Source organism: Moraxella sp. CTOTU48268 (assembly GCF_032069585.1).
Taxonomy (GTDB): domain Bacteria; phylum Pseudomonadota; class Gammaproteobacteria; order Pseudomonadales; family Moraxellaceae; genus Faucicola; species Faucicola cinerea.
In genome coordinates this window covers 1-22151 of sequence record NZ_DAMALV010000025.1, presented here as the reverse complement: position 1 = coordinate 22151, position 22151 = coordinate 1, and the positions used below count along the sequence as shown (strand labels likewise).

The following is a 22151-nucleotide window of genomic DNA, read 5'->3' as shown; positions in this document are numbered from 1 at the left end:
AAGGCAATCAAAAACGATTTTTCACGTTTTTATTTTGGCTATTGCCGTTAAGTGAGTGCATATTATACGCATTAAATCTTGGTTTGCAAGCCTTTTTGCACAATTTTTTTAACTAAAGATTGGCATCAAAATAGAGTCATAAATTCATCGACTTATCATACCTTTAACTTATCTAGTATTGATTAGATAAGTCTAATTAGATAGGTATTGACGAGCTAGATGATGACTAAATAGGTGATAAAACTTTTATTCACCACCTGATAAGGCATCAACAGGATTGAGCCTGGCGGCATTGCGCGCCGGAATAAACCCAAAAACCACACCAATGAGAGTGGAACACACCACCGCCGCTACAATAGAGGTGGTTGAATACACCACTTGGAAATTACCCCCTGCAAATTTGTTAATTAAAGCGCCGATGGCAAACGCTAGACTAATACCTAAAATCCCGCCCAAGATACACACCAAAATCGCTTCTATCAAAAACTGCTGCATGATATCAGATTGCCTTGCGCCCACTGCCATACGCACACCAATTTCACTGGTGCGCTCGGTGACTGAGACGAGCATAATATTCATAACGCCAATACCCCCCACAATCAAAGAAATAATGGCTATCGATGAAATCAGTAGTGTCATCGTGCCTGTGGTAGATTCAATCGTCTGACGAATTGAATCAGAGTTTTGAATACGAAAGTCATCGGTGCCGTGTCGCTGCTCTATCAAATCAGAAACAGCTTGCTCAGCGGCACTAGACGAGATAGTGTTTTTTAGTAGCACAATAAAACTATCTACATGACTAGTACCAACCATTCTACGCATCACAGTGGTATAAGGCATATACAGGGTAGGGGTGTCTGAGCTTGGACCAAAAGCTTGCTCAGATGGCTGCAATACACCGATGACGCGAGCGGGCACACTACCCACCAACATCACTTCACCAATGGGATCGCTGACATTGGCAAAAAAGGCGGTTTTTGCATTATCATCAATAATCACATCTTGGGTCATGGAGGTGATACTATTGTCATTAAAGGTTTGCCCAAGCGCCAGTTTTTCCCCTTTCACCGTTAGATAATCTTTGCCCACGCCACTGACATTCACAGAAGCTTCTGTCTCACGGTAACGGGCGGTGGCGCTATTGCTGCTGACTTGTGGACTGACGCTTTGCACATAAGGTTGTTCTGCGACAGCATTGGCATCGGCATCTGTTAAATTATCATCATGGTATTTACGGCGAGGGTCACCAAATTTATAGCCATCTCGTATGGTTAAAGTATTGGTGCCTAAGGAGCTGATATCATTGAGAATTTTTTGTTGAGAACCTTGTCCCAGACCCACTACCGATACCACAGAGGCAATACCGATAATAATACCTAACATGGTTAACAATGTCCGCATTTTATGGGCTTTCATCGCCAAAACCGACATCTTAAAGGCTTCAGATAAGCGGTCTAAAAACGCGGTAACACCAGATTTTTTGGCAAAATTTAGGTGTTGAACCTCTTTGGTTTTATCAAATCTATTATCGGTATAATAATCTTTGAGGATGCGTCCGTCTTTGATTTCAATCACGCGTTCGGCTTGGGCAGCGATGGAAGGATCGTGGGTCACCATAATGATGGTATGACCTTGGCTATTTAGATTTCTCAAAATCGCCATCACATCTTTACCCGATTGGCTATCTAATGCCCCAGTCGGTTCATCTGCCAGGATAATGTCGCCACCATTCATTAAGGCACGAGCAATAGACACACGCTGTTGTTGACCACCGGAGAGTTGGCTAGGGCGATTTTGGGTTTTTGCCGCCAGCCCTAAGTCGTCTAACAATTGAGTGGCGCGCGCTTCACGTTGCCGCACCGGCATCCCTGCATACACGGCAGGGACGGCGACATTGTCTTGGGCATTGATGTCACCGAGTAAATGATAGCGCTGAAAAATAAACCCAAAATGCTCACGGCGAAGCTCGGCAAGTTCGTCTGCGGTGAGTTTGTCCACCGCTTTGCCATAGATGTGGTAACTGCCCGCAGTCGCCTGATCTAAGCAGCCTAAGATATTCATTAAGGTGGATTTACCCGAGCCTGATTGACCAATAATTGCCACCATTTCGCCTTCATAAATGGTCAAGTCAATCCCATGTAAAACCCGAATTTTTTCATCACCTGCAGGAAATTCGCGGATTAAATCCTTCACTTCCATGACAGGTTGTTTGGTGTCTTGCGTTATCATCAGCCGTGTATCTCAAAGTTAGCATGCGTCATAGGTTATAATCAACGTTTACAATCTAGGGTTATCATCTACCGATGACTACATCATCGGTGGACCACCCTTATTTTTAGACGATGAACTTGATTTACTCACCGTTGCTTGACCCACAACCACCTTATCACCTTGGTTGACGCCGCTAAGAATTTGGGTGGTAATACGATTGGTGACACCTGTTTTGACCGCTTGTTTTTTGGTAGTACCGTCGGCTTGTACGACTTCAACATAACTGCCCATTTTTGGGTCAGTTTTAATTGCCGCCGCCGGTACGCTAAGCACATTACTGACTTTGTTTTCAACAATATAGACTTGCGCTGTCATGTTGATACGTAGCGCGCCATCGGGATTGGGGACGGTAAAATAACCAATATAATAAATTGCCGAATCCGTTGACGTAGATGAGTCACTGGCGGTAGTACCATCGGGCGCAGGTCCAATGGTTGACAGTGTGGCTTGGTATTTCTTATCTGGGCGTCCAATGATATTGAAATAAACCGGCAGTCCTGTTTTGAGATTGACGACATCGGCTTCTGATATTTTGGCTTTTACGCGCACACTGCTCAAATCTGCCAATGTCACAATGGTGGGGGCTGATTGATTGGCGTTTACTGTTTGCCCTTGTTTGGTGGTAATAGAAATCACCGTGCCTGACATCGGGGCAACAATTTGGCTATATCCAAGATTTTTTTCAGCCGTATTGACGTCCGTTTGCGATTTTTTTATGGTTTGTTGTGCACTAACAATATCGGCTTGCGATGAGGCAATATTTGCTTGGGCAGTCGCAATCGCTTCTTTCGCGCTGTCCACATTGGCTTGGGCTGTTTTGATAGCGGTATCCGCTTGCTCCAGCTCTTGTTTGGAGATGGCATTCATGGCAAGCAAGGATTTTAGGCGATTGTATTCTGTTTGCGATTGTTGCAAGGTTGCTATTTTACCTTTCAAGTCGGCTCGCGCTGTGGCAAGCGCGGCTTGTTTGGTCTGATAGGCGGACTTGGTACTTTCCAAATTCGCTTTGCTTTGCTGTAAGGTAGCTTGCTGCGTGGTTAAGGTATTTTGCAGGGTAACTGGGTCAATTTGAGCAATAACATCGCCTTTTTTGACCGTGTCACCCACCTCGACATACAATTTTGTCACTTCCCCTGACACCTGAGCGCCCACATCCACTTGTTTAATGCCTTCAATTTTGCCCGTGGACATCACACTGTTCTCAATATCGCTACGTTCGACATTGGCGGTGATGTAATCGGGTTTTTGGGGTTTGGGTTTAAAGTACCAATAAGCTAACGCTGCCAGCGAAATAACGATCAAACTTAAGATTGCCCATTTGAGCCATTTTTTTTGGGTAGCGGTCATCGTGCCAAGCCTTATCAAGGGATAAACAATTGAAAAAAATTAAATAAATACAGCTTTGTAACAGGGAGTATTAAAAGCTAAATGAGAATAAATTGCAATAAAAACAGGTAAGCCGAAAGGATTGTAAATTATAACCACATAATCTTACTGGATTATAAAATGAATGTTATGAGTAACAAAAACGCATTAAAAATTTGGGGGGTGGTGGATTGTATTGTAATTTGATGGGCGGGTTGTTTGAAGGGTTGCAAAGATTGCAAAGGTTGCGGAGCATTTTTAAAAGCAACTTTTAAAGTAACTTTTAAAGCAACTAGTGAAATAACGGTTGACCCGCTAGGCGAAAAGCGAGTTGGTAGAGGAGCTCCCAAGCCGGTTGTTGCACCAGACCTTTGATGGCTTGGTCGGCTTGGTACAGTGCATCCGACCAGCTTCGGGTAGCGTCATGGGAATGACGATGCAGGGCTTTACTATATAGTTGTTGCTTACTTTGCCAAATGCCGAGGCTTTGATAGCTTGCCCCTGATTGCAAGCTTAAAATATTGCGCATGTCTTTGGCTATCATCCATAACACCAAACTCTCTGGTTCTTCACTGGCTTTGAGTTGCTGCAAGATTTTTGCAACCTGCGCGGTATCACCTGCCAACATGGCATCCGATAAATCAAAGGTGGTAAACATAGATTGACTCACCAACCCATCAAACAGCTGAGGCTCATCGATGGTCACAAAACGGGTAGGAGGATTCGCATCTGTTGTAGCATAGAGGTAGGAAAGTCGCCACAGACTTTGGTAAGCTGCTAGCAAATTATGCTGAGTTTGTGCCATCAGCATTTGCCAAGCGGGTTTGGTGAGTTCGAGCCCAAAATCTTGGGCGTGTTGCTGTAGCAGTTGTTCGCGTTGCTGCTCTTGATAAAGATGACATTCGATGACCTGACCAAATTTATCGCAAAGCAAAAAAAACGCACTGCTTTGGCTTTTTTTATCGTATTTATCACTGATAATGACTAAGCAATTGCTCGAATTGCTTGTCGCAAATTGCGCTAATTCTGCTAATGCCTCTTTATCGGGTTTATGATTGCCGTGAACGATAATGGCTTTGTGGTCGTCAAACAGTGACATACTGTTCAGCTCTGCTAAAACCGCTTGCCATGATTTGGCGCTGGTAATATCCATGCGCGAAATTGCCATATTATGCTGCCGCCAATTGGGCGACATTTTTTCAATCAGCCACTGTGACAGCAAATCTTCATCGCCATGCAGTAGCCACAGCCCAGTGGCGGGGTCTTGCCTGTTTTTGAGATGTTGAAAGGCATTTAAAAAATTGTACTGCATCAGCGTGTTATCAATTAGGTTAGGTAGGGTTAGGGGGTAGTTGCGGTAGGCACTTTGGTGATTTTTGGAAGGCTCAGTGCGACATATTGGTCAGCAATACGCTGCGCCAGGTTGTCATACAACCATACTTTAATTTGCTCGGCTTGGGGATTGTCGGTCGCTACCACGCCTTGGTCGTACTGATAGCTGCGCTGTACTTGAATCGTATTGGTCAGCGTGCGGGGTTGACCATTTTCAATGGCGCGATAGCTTACCTCTGCGCTTAACACCATGCGAATTTCGGTCAAAATACCGCGTAGCTGGTAGTTTTGCAGGCGAATGTTTTTGACTTCAATACTGGCAGGCAAGGTAGTATTTGATTGGGTGGTTGCCTTGTTATCAATCACCCTATCTTGGGTATTGATACTTAGCTGGTGGAGTTGTTTTTTTAACGAATTTTTGACCGCATAGGCTTCAGGCGTGTTGTTAAAAATCAGCTCAGTGGTCGGGATATTCTGTGACATGGGCGCATCATACCCGCGTAGATGAAAACCACAGCCAGGTAGCTGCATCAGTAACACACTGCTTAGGAGGATACGAAGAAATGGCTGATTCATATAGTTACCTGTCTGTTAGTTACCTGTCTATGATTGTCGGTATTTATTGTGATAACACTTTATTATAAAGCTTCAAGTTATTATAAAGCTTCAAGGTCAAAAAGGGCTTAGGTAGCCACTAAGCCCTGATGGTCAATTAGGCTTTTACCACAATATTGACCAATTTATTGGGCACCACGATTTCTTTGACGATATCACCGGTGATAAATTTAGCGACGCTGTCGAGTTGTTTCGCTTCGGCTTTTAACCAATCGCTATCACTGTTTGGCGCCACCTCCATTTGACCACGGATTTTGCCGTTGACTTGCACCACCATGGTAATAGTGTCTTGTACCAAGGCTGAAGTATCAACGGTTGGATAGGTTAGCGTCATCACATCAATCCCTAACTCCTCAAGTAGGACTTCTGCCATGTGCGGCGCGTACATGGTAAGCAAGGTCAATAATGTTATAAGTGCTTCATTGGCTACCGCCAAATCGCTGTCTGAATGAATGTCAAACGCAGTGAGTTCGTTCGACAATTCCATTAAAAATGACACAGGCGTATTGAGCGCCAAGTTTTTGCCAAACGCGTCATCTAATTTGCCGATCGTATCATGTGCTTTACGGCGTAGACTTTTAGCGGCTTTACTAAGCGACTGGGTATCAGTTACTGATAAGGTTGCTGCGGTTAAAGATTGCTGCGCCAATGTTTCGGCATGCTCGATAGTATAACGCCATACTTTTTTCAAAAAGTTATACGGACCTTTTAGCCCATCGTCAATCCATTCAAGCGTCTGGTCGACAGGCGCGGTAAACATGGTGTAAAGTCGAACCGTATCTGCGCCATATTGATCAATAGTTGCTTGTGGGTCAACACCATTGTTTTTTGACTTCGACATTTTTTCGATTTTGCCAATTTTGACAGGCTGACCATCAGCTTTTAAGGTCGCTTCAATGGGCTGACCTTTGTCGTTGTAGCGGATATCAACTTCTTCTGGAAAGTAATAGGATTTGCTACCATCGGCATTTTCGCGAAGATAAGTACCCGCCAAGACCATGCCTTGGGTGAGTAAATTGGCAAAGGGTTCATCACCCTGCACCAAGCCTTCATCACGCATAAGCTTGTGGAAAAAACGCGCATATAGTAAATGCAACACGGCGTGCTCAACACCGCCCACATATTGATCCACAGGTAGCCATTTATCGGCGGCGACTTTATTAATCATCCCATCAGTATAATTGGGTGAGGCAAAACGCGCGTAATACCAGCTTGATTCTACAAAAGTATCAAAGGTATCGGTTTCACGTTTGGCAGGCTTGCCGCAACACGGGCAGTTGACATCGGTAAATGAAGCAAGATTGTTGAGGGGATTGCCACGTCCATCGGGCACTACATCTAAAGGTAATACCACAGGCAGCTGACTTTCAGGAACAGGTACTGTACCGCAGTCTACGCAGTTGATAACCGGAATTGGGCAACCCCAATAACGCTGGCGAGATACTCCCCAATCGCGTAGCCGATAATTGATGGTTTTTTTACCCAAGCCTTTTGGCTCAAGTTGGGTTAAAATTTTGTCAAAGGCTTGTTTAAAATTTAAACCGTCTAACTCACCCGAGTTAATAGCCACGCCATTTTGCTTATCGCCATACCAGTCTTGCCAAGTCGTCGCATCAAACTGTTGACCTTGCTTATGGTTTTCGTCCAGCTCAATCACTTGCTTGATAGGTAACTGGTATTTATTGGCAAATTCAAAGTCGCGTTCATCATGCGCAGGGACTGCCATGACGGCGCCAGAACCGTAACTCATTAATACGTAGTTAGCTACCCAAACAGGCACTTGCTCACCGGTTAACGGATGGGTGACAGTTAGACCCGTGTCCATACCCATTTTTTCAGCTTTGGCTAAGTCTGCTTCGGCAACTGAGCCTTTTTTGCAGGCTTCAATAAAGCTTTGTAGAGCAGGATTGGTCGCGGCAGCGTGTTTTGCTAGTGGATGCTCAGCCGCCACCGATACATAAGTCACGCCCATTAAGGTATCTGGGCGGGTAGTAAATACATCTAGGGTTTTTTCTTCACCATTTAAGGTATAGGGAAAATGAATTTCCATGCCTTCAGAGCGACCAATCCAGTTGCGCTGCATGGTAATCACTTGCTGTGGCCAATGACCTTCTAGCTTATCCAAATCATTTAACAGCTCGTCTGCATAGGCGGTGATGTTAAAGTAGTACATGGGAATTTCGCGTTTTTCAATTAGCGCACCTGAGCGCCAACCGCGACCATCTACCACTTGCTCATTGGCAAGGACGGTATTATCAACGGGGTCCCAATTCACTGTTGAGAGTTTTTTGTATACCAAGCCTTTTTTGAACAGTTGTACAAATAGCCATTGTTCCCACTTGTAATACTCTGGTGTACAAGTGGCAAATTCACGTGACCAGTCAATCGATAGTCCTAATGATTTGAGCTGCGCGCGCATGTTATCAATGTTTGAAAACGTCCATGCAGCAGGGGCGACAGCGTTGGCAATCGCCGCATTTTCTGCAGGCATACCAAACGCATCCCAGCCCATTGGCTGCAACACTTCATAACCTTTTAACCGATAGTAACGACTCAACACATCACTAATCGTGTAGTTGCGCACGTGCCCCATATGCAGCTTGCCACTGGGGTAGGGAAACATAGACAGCAAATAACGTGACGGCTTATCTGACGCGGCATTGTTCACTTGATAGCGATTTTGCTGTTCCCATTTTTGTTGTTGGGCAGGCTCGATAACTTGGGGTTGGTATTGACTGGTTAAAGCTGAATTACTCATAATGGTCTGAATTTGCAGTATTTGAATGGGAAGGTATTTTAAGCCCCATAGCATAGCGTAAAACCGTAAAAATTGCGATAAAAAAAGGAGTCAATATGAGCATCACCATCTACGGTATCAAAAATTGTAGCACCATGAAAAAGGCGTTTGATAAATTAACTGCACTGGGTTTGGAGTATGAATTTTTTGACTACAAAAAACAGGCGATAGACAAACCGACATTAGCCCATTGGGTAAAGCGAGCAGGTATAGATAAGGTATTAAATACCAAAGGCACAACCTACCGCAAACTTAGCGATGCGCAAAAAGCCCAAATAAAGCAAGATGTGGATGCTGCGTTAGATATGATGATAGCGCAGCCAAGTATGATTAAGCGCCCGATTGTCGTCTCAAACAATGAGTTAATCATTGGGTTTGATGAAACTGCCTTTGAAAAACTAGGTATGTAAAACTAGGCAAGTAAAGAGGCACAAATCAATCGCCAATAAAAAAGCGAGTAACTAAAACTCGCTTTTTTAAGTGGCGGGTAAAAATTATTTTACCGCACTAGCAACTGCAGATTTTACCGCATTTGCAGTTTCAACTGGGGTAGAAGCTGCACCACGTTCTTTATTGACGATAGTTTGTGGCGTCATCACAGAGGCGTCTTGTTTGTGATCGCTTAATGAATAAACATACGCTGCCAATAACATAATACGCTCGTTACCCAGTTTGGTATCCCAATGTGGCATCACACCGGCACGACCATTACGTAACGTAGTACGAACCGTTTCACGGTCGCCACCATATAACCACGTGTCGTCCGTAAGATTCAACGCACCGACATCATGGTTACCTTTGGCGTCTTTACCGTGACATACCGCACAGTTGGTATCAAAAATAGCCTTACCTTGATTAACCAAAGTTTGGTTCAACTGACCATTCTCTTTTGAACCATGACCGGGTGATAGTGATAGTACGTATTCAGCTGCAGCGCGAACACCATCTTCGCCAATCTGCGCTTTCCAAGCTGGCATACCACCGACGCGACCATGATTAAGGGTTAACAAGATTTTATCGGGTGTACCGCCATAAATCCAGTCATTGTCCGTCAAGTTTGGATAACCCGGTGCACCATGCGCTTGTGAGCCATGACACACTGAACAGTTTTGTAAAAACAAACGCTGACCAATTTTAATCGCTTGCGGATCTTGAGAAAGTTTTAGAACGGCAGGTGCCAGTCCTACAATACCTTTATCAATTTGCGATTTTAATTCGGCATTCGGTTCTGCATTTTTAGCTTGCTGCGCTTGTAATTTAGCAAGGCTATCAATTTGTGCCGTTACTGCTTTGTCTTTTAAGATTTTATCATTGAACGTGCCAGTAAATACGGCATTATTGCGCTCAAGATCGGATGCTAATTCATTAGCACTGGTCCAAGGAACATCTTGACCATCTACTTTTACCGTAGTGATACCTTTCCATGAGCCTGGCATTACTGATGGGAACAATAGCATGTATAGTAGTGCCCAAGCTAATGTACCCCAAAAGATTGCTAACCACCATTTTGGTAATGGACGGTCAAACTCTTGGATACCATCGTATTCATGGCCTGTAGTACCGTCATCCGACATTTTTGGGCGATAACCCAATACACCGACTAACCAGAACAAAATCCAAGCCCAACAAGCGATGGAAAATAGGGTTATCCAAAAACTCCAAAATCCACTCATTTTTTATCCTTATTGCGTTGTGATGCTTCTGTTAGGTCTTCGTCATCTAACGCAAGTTTTGCATCTTCTTCAAACCGTTTGCGATTCTTTGGCGAGTAAGCCCACCAAACAATCGCAATAAAAGCGATAAACGCTGCGACCGTTGCGATACTGTGTAATGTGCCCAACATTAACGTTGACCTTTCATTGCAGTGCCCAGTTGTTGTAAATATGCAACAACAGCATCGAGCTCAGTTTTACCTTGTACCGCATCAGGTGCACCTGCAATATCAGCATCGCTATAAGGCACGCCGAAATGGTCGCGGAATAGACGCATTTTTGCTTGTACTTCTCCAGGGTTAACGTCATTTTTTGCTAACCAAGCAAATGATGGCATCACAGACTCAGGTACCAATGATTGTGGGTTAATCAAGTGTTCGCGTTGCCAGTCATCAGAATAGCGTCCGCCCACACGCGCAAGATCAGGTCCAGTACGTTTAGAACCCCATAAGAAGGGATGATCCCAAGCGGATTCAGCTGCGCGCGAGTAAGGTCCATAGCGTTCCACTTCAGCCCGAAGAGGACGAACCATTTGGGTATGACAGACGTGACAGCCTTCACGAATATAAATATCACGACCTTCTAATTCAAGTGCGGTCCATGGCTTCATATTGGGCAAAGGTTGGTTAACTTCTTTGGTATAAATCAATGGCACGATTTCTACCAAAGTCGCAAAACTAATAGCTACAACGATTAGGATAAGTAGAAGACCCGTGTTTTTTTCAATAATTTCATGATTGAGTTGCATGAGTCTCTCCTTAAATCTGTTTTGCGGTAGCAGTTTCTACTACAGGTGTAGTGGTATCCGCTACTTCAACAGTTTTAGTGCTTGGCATCGTGATAGTTTTGTAGACGTTGTAAGCCATAACGACCATACCTGTGACATACAATAAACCACCAAATGCACGACCAATGTAAGGATAGTGCGAGAACAAGACAGTATCAACGAAACTATACACCAGCGTTCCATCTGGATTTGTAGCACGCCACATCATACCTTGACCAATACCTGAAATCCAAAGCGATACGATGTAGAAAATAGTACCTGCGGTAGCCAGCCAAAAGTGCGTGGTAATTAAGTTAGTTGAATACATTTTTTGTTTGTTCCAAATACGTGGAATCAATACATATAATGAACCAACCGTAATCATACCAACCCAGCCTAACGCACCAGAATGCACGTGACCTATCGTCCAGTCAGTATTGTGGGATAACGCATTGACGGTTTTGATTGACATCATCGGACCTTCAAACGTTGACATCGCATAGAATGACAGTGCAACAATCAAGAAACGAATAATAGGGTCTGTGCGAAGTTTATCCCAGCTGCCAGATAAGGTAAGTACACCATTAATCATACCGCCCCATGAAGGCGCAAATAAAATGATAGAAAATACCATCCCTAAAGACTGTGCCCAGTCAGGGAGTGCTGAATAGTGAAGATGGTGACCACCCGCCCACATATAAGACGCAATTAACGCCCAAAAGTGGATAATAGATAAACGATAGGAGTAAACAGGACGACCGATTTGTACAGGCACAAAGTAATACATCATACCCAAAAAGGCGGCTGTTAAGTAAAAACCTACAGCGTTGTGACCATACCACCATTGCACCATAGCATCAGTCGCACCGCCAAACAATGAATATGACTTCCAAAAGCTCAGAGGGATTGCCATACTATTGACAATATGCAGTAACGCAATGGTCAAAATAAATGCAGCAAAGAACCAGTTAGCAACGTAGATATGCGAGGTTTTGCGTTTCAATAACGTACCAAAAAACACAATAGCATAAGATATCCACACCACGGCAATTAAAATATCAATGGGCCATTCAAGCTCAGCATATTCTTTAGTTGAGGTTAAACCCAAGGGTAGGGTAATAATTGCGCCAATAATAACAAGATTCCATCCCCAAAAGGTGAACCAGGCTAGATAAGGTGCGAATAAACGCGTTTTACACGTTCTTTGAACGATATAATATGAAGTTGCGAATAACGCACAACCACCAAATGCAAAAATCACCGCGTTGGTGTGCAATGGACGCAAGTGGCTAAATGTTAGCCAAGGGATACCAAAATTGAGGGCAGGCCATGCCAATTGTGATGCAATGAACACCCCAATTGCCATACCGATAATACCATATACTACCGCCATGATTGAGAACAACTTAATGATGTCCACTTCATAATCATCGGTAATAGGTATTGCTGTGTTTTGTAAATTCATTCGATGATTTCCTTTACAGCCTATATTATCAACAAGTTTAAGCAGAAATCTTCTTTGTGCCTGTCAATAAAACTATCAGGTCAGAGGCGTTGGCACTAGTTATTTTTTTATAAGATAGGCTAACTATTTAGTGGCTAGTTTCACGATGATTTTTAAAGAAATTAGCGGCTAAATCTTGACGCAAAACAGTAAATTTACAAGCAGTAAAATAGGCTCAAACTCACGATTCTCACCAAGTATTGTAACTTAATCTTTGCTAAATATCATCTAATGTAACGTTCATACCGCAAAAAAAATTACACACCAACTATTATAATATGAAAAATAAAAAAAACCATGTAAATTGTGGGGATTTTTTTAACACCCCATACACTATGTAGTAACAATGCTAAAAATGGTTAACCGAGCGTCATTATCGTTATTCTAAAAATAGGTTTATTATGCGTTAGAGAATTGTCATTCATACAAAATCTCGGTAAGATGCACAAGTTCTAATACAACTAACGATAATGAGGATTTAAAATGGCTAAAATTTTAACACAAGAATGGTTTGACAAAGTTGACGAATTAACCAATAAAGCAGGTGACCTAAATCTACCACCCGCGATTAAAAATATGTCAATTAATTTACAAGTCACAGATAGCGACAATCAAGAAGTTAATGCAGCTTTTTATGATGGCACGATTCATCAGGGTTTGAAAGATGGCGCTTTAACCACCTTAAAACTTGATGCCGATACCTTAAAAGCAATCTTTTTAGATCGTGATATGAACCGTGCGATGGAAGCCTTTATGTCTGGCAAAATCCGCGTCGAAGGAGATATGGGACAATTAATGTCTATCCAAACCGCAAGCCCAAGCGCTGAGCAAAAACAGCTTTTCAAAGACATCTTAGCCAATACACAAGTGTAATCGGGCTTATCAAATAATTTTGGATATTGCGCGCATTATCCGTGTGTTAAGCGAAATATCACTAACACCCCGAGCACAAAGAAAATCATCGATAATATTCGGTGATTTTTTTTATCGCGTGCTTGGGTGGGGTGCAGTAGCAAATCTGTGGTATAAACCATCAGGCCATTGACTGGGCTAGTTTGAGTGGCTAAGGTAGTTTGGGCTGCTAAGGTCGTTTGAGTAGATATTGGAAGTGGGCTGTGATTTACCAATCCAGTCTGGGCTTGGATAGCGTCTGAAGTAGAAACTGCGGATTTAGTCGACTGATTTGGCATGGGTCATCTTCCCAAAATAACTGATATAACACTCATAAACGTTAACGGCTGATATTGGGTACGCTGTTGAGCCGCTATATGATTCATGACGTTGATGGGTAAAAATTGATTAAAATTAAACTTAAAATAACGATAATATAAAATTATAGTCAATTCAATGAATTAAATAAAATAAAGGGATGAATTTACATTTATTTACAAAATAACAAAGCCACTGTCATAGTCGGCAGTGGCTTCAAGAAAATTAATCAATAATCTTACAAAGGAATGGCTTAAAACGCTCTGTAATTGGTGGCTGCTTTTTTCTGGTTTTCCATAAAAATAGTCCCCTGTAGCCAAATATTGGCTTGAATATAATCGTTGACTTGAATGGTTGAGTCGATGTTATCGGCATTGACCGCTAAACGAATAACAACAGGATTATCTAGGCTTTCACGTAATATCACCACATCAAGCAATACAAAGTCAACGCCGTTAAAGCTAGCAGTCTGTTTGCCAATAATTTGACCTTGACACCAGGCTTCATCTTGTTGACCGATGGTTTCACCAAATAAATAAGCACACATGTGACCGACGTTGATTTCAATTGGCTCCAGCGGCAGGTCGTTTTCGCTAGGTTGCCAAGCGGCGATTTGGGCTTCAAGGTCTTTTGGGGCAACGTTATTATTTTTGGTCAAAATATCATTAAAGGCGCGGTGATAGCGAATCGCTTCAGGCTCATCAACCACAATAGTTTCTGAGCGGTTACTCAAGCTTACGGTGTAAGCAAATGCACTCAGATTGATTAAGTAGCGGTGATTTTTTTCATAGTTGTGCGCATTGATGGCATAATACTGGTCAAATACATACAGCACGGTATTGTCATCAGTTTTTAAGCGCAAAATCGCCTCTATCTGATTGTCACATTTATAGACCCCTTCAATAGTGACCCATTGCCCATACGGGCTATTGACACAAGGAAACGCATTAATCAAGCGTTTAGGTGAGCGATTGCTATCAATTTCAATCACTTGATTGATATGAATTGGCTGATTACCCGATAGTAAAATATGCGAAGACGTGGCGTTGGTAGTCTTTAGTGGGGTAGGCATGGTGGCAGTATCGATATGCGATTGCAACCAATTTGGGACGTCATCGGGAATATTGTTGGTAAAACATGACCAGTGATCTGCATGACCAACCACTTGATCACAGTTTAGACTAATCGTATTGGGGGCATTTGAAGAAGAGGGTTGGTGAGTATTGGTCATAAGACGTCCTTTAAGTAACAACAGGTTTATTAGTAACAACAGGCTTATGTTACAAACAAACTTAATAAACTAAACAGCTGTCACGATATTTATCAAGATTTTAATGATTACATTATCAGCTATCAATAGGCTAATATCAGCCTTCAAATCATCCCGATTAAATTAACGAGTATCATCTATTAACCTATCTGTTAATAATGGATTAACCCTTGATTAAGCAGGGATGAAATTTAATTCTGCTATGTTAATGGGGACATGCAGAATTTTTTCACCTTATTTTGCTTAAAACATCCACAATTTATTGCGCAGATATGTTTGATTCTGCGAATTTTTAGCAAAATTGCAAAAAAACTTTTGCCAAAATGGTAAAAAAGTGTGTCAGACTAACACGCTTTTAGCAGGCTTGAATAATAGTTTTGAACATAAGCTATTTCATTGCCTGCTTGTATCATCAAAATAGTGATAATTTTTAGGAATACTATGTTTCGACCGTTGGCTTTGTTTTTAGGATTACGGTATACCCGTGCTGAGCGAAGTAACCGATTTATTTCTTTTATTTCTTTGATTTCAATGGTGGGTTTGACGCTTGGCGTCGCTGTGCTCATTACGGTGTTATCGGTGATGAATGGCTTTGACCGCGAACTTAAGAGTCGTATTTTGGGCATGGTGCCGCAAGCCACCGTCACTGCCAGTGAAATTATCCCAAATTGGCAGACGCTAGCGCAAAACATTCAAAAAAACCCCAAAGTTGAAGCCGTTGCGCCTTTTATCCAATTACAGGGTATGCTCACCGCGAATGGACAAGTCGCAGGTATCATGGTGACAGGTATTGAGCCAAGCTATGAGAAAAAAGTCTCGATTATTCATCAGCATATGGAGAGTGGTAGTGTCGATAGTCTAAAAGCAGGTCAATTTGACATTGTGATTGGCAAGCAAATGGCGGATTCACTGGGGGTGAAACAAGGCGATATGGTCACCTTGGTGTTACCAGAAGCCTCGCCATCGCCTGCTGGCGTGATTCCGCGCTTTAAGCGTTTTACCGTCACTGGGGTGTATGACATTAGCCCTGAAGTCAACAATATTATGGCATTCATCCCGATGAATGATGCGGCTACGTTATTGCGTCTGCCTGCGGGGGCGCAAGGTATTCGCATGAAGCTAAAGGATTTGTTTGCCGCACCACAAGTGGCTCAGCAAGCAGCGAGCCTTGCACCCAATATGCTCATGCCTAGTGACTGGACATCGACGCATGGGAATTTATTTGGTGCCATCCAAATGGAAAAAGCCATGGTGGGGTTATTGCTGTTTTTGATTATTTTGGTTGCTGCATTTAACATCGTCTCATCCTTGGTGATGCTGGTGACTGATAAAAAGGCGGACATTGCGATTTTAAAAACCTTTGGTGCGTCGCCTAAGCTCATCACCCAAGTATTTATGGTGCAAGGATTGTTTATCGGGGTGATTGGTACCGTCGCGGGAACTATTTTGGGCGTGATTTTAGCGTTGACCGTGAGCGATGTGGTAGGCGGTATCAATAATTTATTTGGGTTACATTTATTTGATGCGTATTTTGTCAACTATTTACCTTCACAACTTGAATGGAAAGATGTAGCCATCATCGTGGCAGCCTCACTGGTAATAAGTTTTGTGGCAACCATTTATCCAGCACGCCGAGCAGCTAGCATTCAACCGGCTCAAACATTGCGTTATGAATAGGAGTGAGCCATGACGGCGATTTTAACAGGAAACAATATCACCAAGACCTATCAAGATGGTAAAACCATCACCAATGTGCTCAATCATTTGGATATCAGTATTAACAGTGGCGAGCGCATCGCCATTGTGGGCACTAGCGGGTCGGGTAAAAGTACCTTACTACATATCTTGGGTGGCTTAGATGTGCCGACCAGTGGGGAAGTTTGGTTACATGGGCAACGCATCAATGATTTGAATGAAACCCAGCGCGGTGAGCTTCGTAACCAGCATTTGGGCTTTATCTATCAGTTTCACCATTTGTTAGCGGAGTTTACTGCCATTGAAAATGTGGCAATGCCGCTATTGATGCGAAAAGCAGTGCCAATTGCAACGGCGCGTCAACAGTCTATTGAATTATTGGAAAAGGTAGGGCTGGGGCATCGGTTGACGCATCGCCCAGGCGAGCTGTCTGGCGGTGAACGTCAACGTGTGGCGATTGCTAGGGCGCTGGTGACAAAGCCTTCATTGATACTGGCAGATGAACCCACAGGGAATTTAGACTACGCCAATGCACAGGCGGTGTTTGAAATCCTCTCAGAGCTCCAAAAAGATTTTAATACGGCGCTATTGATGGTCACCCATGACCGGCAATTGGCACAGTTGGCGGATAAACAATTAGCCTTACAAAATGGCACGTGGGTGGCTTAATACTCATCGAGTAGCCAGCCGCTGATAAAAGCAAAGTATTCGCGAAACCACACATTTGGACGGATATACCAAGGAGTTTCAGACCCGACCACCTGTAAATTGGTATATCCTTGTCGTTTGCCAATAAGGCTTGCGCGCAAGGTGTGAAAATCACTGGTGACTGCGATTATCGGCTGATTTAAGGCAATCCCTTGCTGCGCTAAAATCTTTTTACTATTGACGAAATTAAGCTCGGTACTGGTGCTTTGTTCTTCAAGCGCAATATGCGCCAAGCTGATGCCATAGATGTCATGTAAATAATCCGCCATCGCTTTGGCTTCACTGACATCCTCACCCGCATCAAAACCACCACTGGTTATCACGAGTGCGTTTGCAAAACGCTTGATGACTTCAGATGCTTTATCCAAACGCAGTTTTACCGCATCGGTCGGCTTATTGTCTTTTGTTCCGCCACCTAAGACAATAATCGCTTGCGCTGCTTTAGGATGGTTATCGGTGTTAAAGTGCTGTTTTAAATAGCTGACAAAGATACAAAAACTTATCAACCAAACAAAAAATAATAGCCAAACCAGCTGCCATAGTTTTTTTAATGACGGCTGTGACGCCAAATAAAGTTGGATACGTTCCCAGTACACCGCATGGCCTAAAAAAATTAGCCCTATGCCCAATGGTACTAGGGTGCCAATATGAAAAACACGATTGGCCAGCAATAGCCCGCAGTCAACAACCAGTATCAATCCTGCAATCCCTAGACTGATTTGAATACTTTTTTTGCCGAACACTGAGGCATTGTCATTGCTGCTACTAAATTGAGTCAACATCGATTAATAATTTCCAAAAGTTGCTATTTGTTTTACTATATCGTTCATTCGATAATTGTAAGGGAAGTAGCGAGCTATCGCTATCTTTATCAAGGATGAAACATGATTTGGCTCATCACGGTTGCTAGTTTGTTGGGTTTTTTAGTGGTAAATACACTAGCAAATCAACCTTTGATGACAGGTTATGCGCTGACAAGTTATGAGCTAGCCAGTTATGATGCAAAAATTTGGCTGATGTTATCAGTGGCACTGTTGATAGCGCTGCTAATCAATGTAGGTTTATACCATGGCTGCAACCGTAAACAGCTAAAAAGAGCGTCGCCAAACCCTGCATTAGCCTACCGTTTTGTCTTACCGTTATTATCAAGCTTTATCTTTTTGCTGACGCTCATGTTGAGTGCCAGCTATGGTTTATATCAATACAAGCGGTATGAAAACGCGTTATTGCCATCACCATTGACACTAGATGCCATCGTTGAATCCCATCAGATCAGCGATACGGTGAGCCAAATGAGCCCATTATCAAATGATAATGTCCTGATTGGTAATGGTTTCATCAAACAAATCCTGCAAGTCCGCGTTGATAAGGACGGTGATGCTGATGCATCGTCAGCAACCCCTCAACCACCACTAACGGCACTGATTAGCGCTAACATCAAAGACAACCCTGATTGGGAAGCGACCTTGTCGCAGTTAAGACCTGGCATGCAGCTTAACGTAAAATTACAGCTTGAGCCCATTGCAAAGCCTAAGCCTACAATTTTACCCAGCAATGCCAAACCGCTCATGCTAGGATTTGATGAAGCGCAATGGTTGAGACAGCGGGGTGTGCAAGCAAAGGGAGTGATCATCGGTATTGAAAAATCGAGCCTACGGGAATTTAACCCATCCCATGTGAAAGACCGTATGGTTATTGCTATCGAACAATTGCGCTGGCAACTACGCCAAAAAATCCTCGCCAATTTGCATACAACCCTGCTGAAACAATCGACGTCTATAGTTAATTCTAAAAATACCGAAATCGCTCAATCCGCGTCTCAAAGTTCAAGTCAGAGTGCTATTCAGAGCGCTATCCAAAGCCATGCAATCTTATTGGGACTGTTAACGGGTGATAAAAGCCTGATGGATAGCAAACTTAAGAATCGCTATCAAGTAACGGGGATTAGCCATTTATTAGCAATTTCAGGCCCGCATGTGCTGATGCTCGCCGCTATAGTATCCATTTTTGTAGTATGGCTCGTTAAATGGCTTGCGCCGCAGTTGTTGGTCAAATTACCGAGTAGTTTGTTGGTGCTTTGGGTGAGTGTGGTGATGGCAGGGTTTTATGCGCTGCTGGTGGGTTTTGAAATACCTGCGAAGCGGACATTTTGGATGCTGTTAGTGCTTACGCTGTCGAAACAGTTATTGGTTAATTTTTCTGCTTATCGGCTGTTGGCTTGGGTTGCGTTAGGCATGATTTGGCTAGAACCGACAGCAGTCGGGCAAGCAGGGTTTTGGTTGTCCTTCGTGGCGGTGGTTTTACTGTTGAAATTTAGCGAGACAATAGGGACAGTTAGCGCCATTGAAATTAAGGATGTTAGGCAGTTACTAGCGCCTACTGCACGCAGCGACGTGCTGAGTAGTTTTGTTAAAATTATAAGCCATCAATTCAAGGCGTTATTAAAACTGCAAATTTGGCTATTTATTTGGATGCTGCCCATCGTGGTGTGGTTTTTTGGCAAAGTATCAGTCATTGGCATTTTGGTAAACTTGCTAGCCGTACCATTTTTAGGCTTAGTGATTGTACCCTTGGATATGTTGGCAGGCGTCGTTAGTTGGCTACCTGGGATAGGGGATTGGCTGAGCCAAATCATTTGGTCGATGCTAACAACCCTGCTCAATGTATTTCACTTTTTGCTTAACCAACTTATCGACACAGGTGTTGCCAAACAATCATTTTTTGCCTTATCACAAACGCAGCTTGTCCTGTGTTTGTTAATTGCGTTACTGGGGTGGTTAAAAGGCTTGTTGCCTAGAATGCTGATGTTACCACTGGCTATCCTATTGATATTATTGCCACTGCAGCAGCGCAGCTTAAATAACAACAAACCGACTCTGGCAGTTGGTGATAACCCTAAACTGGTAATCAGTTTATTGAAGAAAGGCGATGATAGCTGGCTGATTTTGTCCGACAATCAAGTGAAAGCCGCTCAGGCGGATAAACCCAATTTTTTGAAAACTAAACAAGCTATCCGTAATGTTGCAGTTGATGAAGAAATCAGTTCGCTGTTGAACCGTGATATTTATCCGCTGTTGGCAAATCAGCAGGTTCATCGATTAACTGGCGTGGTTAGTCAAACGCCCAGTGTCCGCGTCAATGAGTTGGTGCAACAACTGGCAACCCATGTACCTGTTAAAGCCTACTGGCTAGCAGGGTATGATGCCGAACATAGCAGGCTCGATGTGACAGATAAGGCTGTATCTATAAGTTTTCGTGCGATTACACCCCGCAGTTGCCAAACCGCCCAACATTGGAAACAAGATGGCTTGGAAATCACAGCGGTGTCGGGATGGCAGTTGGATTTAGCCTTAACCAACGAGCAAAAGCTAGCGACCCAAACCTGTTATATTCACATCCATTTCAAGCCACCAACCAGCAAACCCTACGATGTGCTGATGTTGGCAGGTAATAGTGATATCCCCATGCAAATGACTGAAAAATTATGCACGGTGTCGGCGACGCATTTACTCATTCAGCCCCATAATTTATCCATTGAATCATCGTGGCTAGCATTGACAAAACCTTCCTTGCTGCATGTGGTCACAGGTGCGTATAAGTCGCAAAAACTGGGCGAAGATAGCCAATTATCGCTGACTAGTTGGTCAGTGGATAAGCCTGCCGACCACCCGTTTGAAGCCCTGTATGCCGATCAAGTGGGCGCGGTAATGTACACGCTCACCCTAGATGATACTGACTGATAATTGACGATTTGGCTACAAGGCAGTGATTGTAATTTTGACCGCTTCCCCCTATCATGGGCGATAAATTAGATATTGCAAAGGAACTTTTATGTCAGATAATTGGCCACCCGATCCCAACCAACCCTCACAATCAAAGCCACCTGTTCAACCAAACCATGCACAAAACTTGCCACCCAATCCGCCATACGCAGGCAAAGAATGGCAATTGCTAAAAAAAACCCTCATGGCAAGCCTTGTGGAGCAGCGCCGTGCAAGACGCTGGAGTATTTTCTTTAAGCTCATCACCTTGGGCTATGTGCTGCTGTTTGGCGCGGTAGTGGCAAAAGGCTGTAGTGGCTCTGCCAAAAGTGGCATGAGTGATATCGATATGAGCAACCCGCATTTAGCCGTCGTCGATGTCAAAGGCGTCATCAGCAGCGACAATGAAGCCAATAGTCAAGCGGTGGGCGAGGCATTGACGGAAGCGTTTAACAACGACCAAGCGCAAGCGGTAGCATTACGCATCAACTCACCGGGTGGCTCACCTGTGCAATCTGATGAAATCTGGCAAACCATGACCGAATTGAGGAAAGCCCATCCTAACAAAAAACTGTATGCCGTTATCGAAGATATGGGTGCTTCAGGCGCGTATTATATCGCATCTGCGGCTGATGAAATTTGGGTCAATCCCTCAAGCTTGGTCGGCTCAATCGGCGTGATTATGCCAAGCTACAATGTCCAAGGTTTGATGGATAAATTTGGCGTTAAAGATGGCACCATGACAGCCGGTGCGCACAAAGATATTTTAAGCATGAGCCGCCCGCTCTCCGAGTTTGAGCGCCAGCATGTACAAGGTGTGCTGGATAACACCCACGCCCATTTTATCAATGCTGTCAAACAAGGTCGCGGCAATCGCCTCAAAAATCCCGATGCCAATCAGCTTTTTTCCGGATTGTTTTGGAGTGGCGAGCAAGCGATTAATCTAGGCTTGGCGGATAAAAAAGGCGGCATCAGCACCCTTGAGTCTCAGCTAAAACTAGACAATGTCGTGGAATATAACCCAGAAGACCCGGTGAAAAAAGTGTTCGGTAAATTTGCCAGCCAAATCGGCTATGGGTTTGGCGAAACGGTCTCCAAAGGCTTTGCCAGCCAATTAACTCAAGCGGCTGCAAATGACAAAGGGAT

18 protein-coding genes are annotated in these 22151 nt (G+C 43.6%); 6 read left to right on the top strand and 12 right to left on the bottom strand.

The window, feature by feature from the left end; translation table 11 throughout:
• Positions 1-246: 246 nt before the first annotated feature.
• The 5 genes from RT143_RS08840 to leuS form a co-directional block, all read right to left on the bottom strand.
• Complete coding sequence (locus tag RT143_RS08840; RefSeq protein ID WP_313092518.1) at positions 247-2229, bottom strand: MacB family efflux pump subunit; 1983 nt, start codon at positions 2227-2229, stop codon at positions 247-249.
• 78 nt (positions 2230-2307) lie between these two features.
• Complete coding sequence (locus RT143_RS08835) at positions 2308-3618, bottom strand: efflux RND transporter periplasmic adaptor subunit (RefSeq protein WP_313092516.1); 1311 nt, start codon at positions 3616-3618, stop codon at positions 2308-2310.
• A 310-nt stretch (positions 3619-3928) separates the two neighbouring features.
• The gene (gene holA / locus RT143_RS08830) at positions 3929-4948 is read right to left on the bottom strand and encodes a DNA polymerase III subunit delta (protein ID WP_313092515.1); all 1020 of its coding nucleotides are present in this window, start codon (positions 4946-4948) and stop codon (positions 3929-3931) included.
• A gap of 29 nt (positions 4949-4977) precedes the next feature.
• Complete coding sequence (locus RT143_RS08825; protein ID WP_313092513.1) at positions 4978-5544, bottom strand: LPS-assembly lipoprotein LptE; 567 nt, start codon at positions 5542-5544, stop codon at positions 4978-4980.
• A gap of 136 nt (positions 5545-5680) precedes the next feature.
• The gene (leuS, locus tag RT143_RS08820) at positions 5681-8341 is read right to left on the bottom strand and encodes a leucine--tRNA ligase (RefSeq protein ID WP_313092512.1); all 2661 of its coding nucleotides are present in this window, start codon (positions 8339-8341) and stop codon (positions 5681-5683) included.
• Positions 8342-8436: 95 nt separating this feature from the next.
• Between leuS and RT143_RS08815 the strand changes: the two genes are divergently transcribed.
• Entirely contained in the window at positions 8437-8790 is a 354-nt protein-coding gene (locus RT143_RS08815) for a Spx/MgsR family RNA polymerase-binding regulatory protein (RefSeq protein WP_313092510.1), read from the top strand.
• A gap of 84 nt (positions 8791-8874) precedes the next feature.
• On the opposite strand, the gene ccoP is transcribed toward RT143_RS08815, so the two are convergent.
• Genes ccoP through ccoN form a run of 4 tightly spaced genes read right to left on the bottom strand, consistent with a single transcriptional unit; the run spans position 8875 to position 12323 of the window.
• Positions 8875-10053, bottom strand: a complete 1179-nt coding sequence (gene ccoP / locus RT143_RS08810) for a cytochrome-c oxidase, cbb3-type subunit III (RefSeq protein WP_313092508.1) — start codon at positions 10051-10053, stop codon at positions 8875-8877.
• On the bottom strand, positions 10050-10223 hold the full coding sequence (locus RT143_RS08805) for a cbb3-type cytochrome oxidase subunit 3 (protein WP_065252991.1): 174 nt from the start codon (positions 10221-10223) through the stop codon (positions 10050-10052). Before RT143_RS08805 ends, ccoP begins: the two co-directional genes overlap by 4 nt.
• Entirely contained in the window at positions 10223-10840 is a 618-nt protein-coding gene (gene ccoO / locus RT143_RS08800; RefSeq protein ID WP_007115906.1) for a cytochrome-c oxidase, cbb3-type subunit II, read from the bottom strand. Before ccoO ends, RT143_RS08805 begins: the two co-directional genes overlap by 1 nt.
• Positions 10841-10850: 10 nt before the next feature.
• Positions 10851-12323 (bottom strand): cytochrome-c oxidase, cbb3-type subunit I, encoded by a 1473-nt coding sequence (gene ccoN, locus RT143_RS08795; protein WP_313092506.1) that lies wholly within the window; start codon positions 12321-12323, stop codon positions 10851-10853.
• Between the two features lie 522 nt (positions 12324-12845).
• On the opposite strand from ccoN, the gene RT143_RS08790 reads away from it, so the two are divergent.
• Entirely contained in the window at positions 12846-13235 is a 390-nt protein-coding gene (locus tag RT143_RS08790; RefSeq protein ID WP_036597947.1) for an SCP2 sterol-binding domain-containing protein, read from the top strand.
• A gap of 35 nt (positions 13236-13270) precedes the next feature.
• Here RT143_RS08790 and RT143_RS08785 read toward each other — a convergent pair whose 3' ends face one another.
• Together RT143_RS08785 and RT143_RS08780 are read right to left on the bottom strand one after the other, a co-directional pair.
• On the bottom strand, positions 13271-13552 hold the full coding sequence (locus RT143_RS08785) for a hypothetical protein (protein ID WP_313092504.1): 282 nt from the start codon (positions 13550-13552) through the stop codon (positions 13271-13273).
• Positions 13553-13824: 272 nt separating this feature from the next.
• The gene (locus tag RT143_RS08780; protein ID WP_313092502.1) at positions 13825-14802 is read right to left on the bottom strand and encodes a hypothetical protein; all 978 of its coding nucleotides are present in this window, start codon (positions 14800-14802) and stop codon (positions 13825-13827) included.
• Between the two features lie 480 nt (positions 14803-15282).
• On the opposite strand from RT143_RS08780, the gene RT143_RS08775 reads away from it, so the two are divergent.
• Both RT143_RS08775 and lolD read left to right on the top strand, forming a co-directional pair.
• Positions 15283-16518: a lipoprotein-releasing ABC transporter permease subunit gene (locus RT143_RS08775; RefSeq protein ID WP_313092500.1), complete on the top strand. Its 1236-nt coding sequence runs from the start codon at positions 15283-15285 to the stop codon at positions 16516-16518.
• 9 nt (positions 16519-16527) lie between these two features.
• Positions 16528-17205: a lipoprotein-releasing ABC transporter ATP-binding protein LolD gene (gene lolD / locus RT143_RS08770; RefSeq protein WP_312116400.1), complete on the top strand. Its 678-nt coding sequence runs from the start codon at positions 16528-16530 to the stop codon at positions 17203-17205.
• Here the strand turns inward: lolD and RT143_RS08765 are convergent.
• The gene (locus RT143_RS08765) at positions 17202-18026 is read right to left on the bottom strand and encodes a YdcF family protein (protein WP_313092498.1); all 825 of its coding nucleotides are present in this window, start codon (positions 18024-18026) and stop codon (positions 17202-17204) included. The genes lolD and RT143_RS08765 overlap by 4 nt on opposite strands.
• 102 nt (positions 18027-18128) lie before the next feature.
• Between RT143_RS08765 and RT143_RS08760 the strand changes: the two genes are divergently transcribed.
• Entirely contained in the window at positions 18129-20984 is a 2856-nt protein-coding gene (locus tag RT143_RS08760) for a ComEC/Rec2 family competence protein (protein WP_313092496.1), read from the top strand.
• Positions 20985-21075: 91 nt separating this feature from the next.
• A partial coding sequence (gene sppA, locus RT143_RS08755; protein WP_313092495.1) for a signal peptide peptidase SppA occupies positions 21076-22151 on the top strand: 1076 nt, incomplete at its 3' end.

Excerpts from the sequence above, each read along its gene's own strand:
- RT143_RS08840 (WP_313092518.1), bottom strand. The coding sequence starts at position 2,229 with ATGATAACGCAAGACACCAAACAACCTGTCATGGAAGTGAAGGATTTA.
- RT143_RS08835 (WP_313092516.1), bottom strand. The coding sequence starts at position 3,618 with ATGACCGCTACCCAAAAAAAATGGCTCAAATGGGCAATCTTAAGTTTG.
- holA (WP_313092515.1), bottom strand. The coding sequence starts at position 4,948 with ATGCAGTACAATTTTTTAAATGCCTTTCAACATCTCAAAAACAGGCAA.
- RT143_RS08825 (WP_313092513.1), bottom strand. The coding sequence starts at position 5,544 with ATGAATCAGCCATTTCTTCGTATCCTCCTAAGCAGTGTGTTACTGATG.
- leuS (WP_313092512.1), bottom strand. The coding sequence starts at position 8,341 with ATGAGTAATTCAGCTTTAACCAGTCAATACCAACCCCAAGTTATCGAG.
- RT143_RS08815 (WP_313092510.1), top strand. The coding sequence starts at position 8,437 with ATGAGCATCACCATCTACGGTATCAAAAATTGTAGCACCATGAAAAAG.
- ccoP (WP_313092508.1), bottom strand. The coding sequence starts at position 10,053 with ATGAGTGGATTTTGGAGTTTTTGGATAACCCTATTTTCCATCGCTTGT.
- RT143_RS08805 (WP_065252991.1), bottom strand. The coding sequence starts at position 10,223 with ATGTTGGGCACATTACACAGTATCGCAACGGTCGCAGCGTTTATCGCT.
- ccoO (WP_007115906.1), bottom strand. The coding sequence starts at position 10,840 with ATGCAACTCAATCATGAAATTATTGAAAAAAACACGGGTCTTCTACTT.
- ccoN (WP_313092506.1), bottom strand. The coding sequence starts at position 12,323 with ATGAATTTACAAAACACAGCAATACCTATTACCGATGATTATGAAGTG.
- RT143_RS08790 (WP_036597947.1), top strand. The coding sequence starts at position 12,846 with ATGGCTAAAATTTTAACACAAGAATGGTTTGACAAAGTTGACGAATTA.
- RT143_RS08785 (WP_313092504.1), bottom strand. The coding sequence starts at position 13,552 with ATGCCAAATCAGTCGACTAAATCCGCAGTTTCTACTTCAGACGCTATC.
- RT143_RS08780 (WP_313092502.1), bottom strand. The coding sequence starts at position 14,802 with ATGACCAATACTCACCAACCCTCTTCTTCAAATGCCCCCAATACGATT.
- RT143_RS08775 (WP_313092500.1), top strand. The coding sequence starts at position 15,283 with ATGTTTCGACCGTTGGCTTTGTTTTTAGGATTACGGTATACCCGTGCT.
- lolD (WP_312116400.1), top strand. The coding sequence starts at position 16,528 with ATGACGGCGATTTTAACAGGAAACAATATCACCAAGACCTATCAAGAT.
- RT143_RS08765 (WP_313092498.1), bottom strand. The coding sequence starts at position 18,026 with ATGTTGACTCAATTTAGTAGCAGCAATGACAATGCCTCAGTGTTCGGC.
- RT143_RS08760 (WP_313092496.1), top strand. The coding sequence starts at position 18,129 with ATGATTTGGCTCATCACGGTTGCTAGTTTGTTGGGTTTTTTAGTGGTA.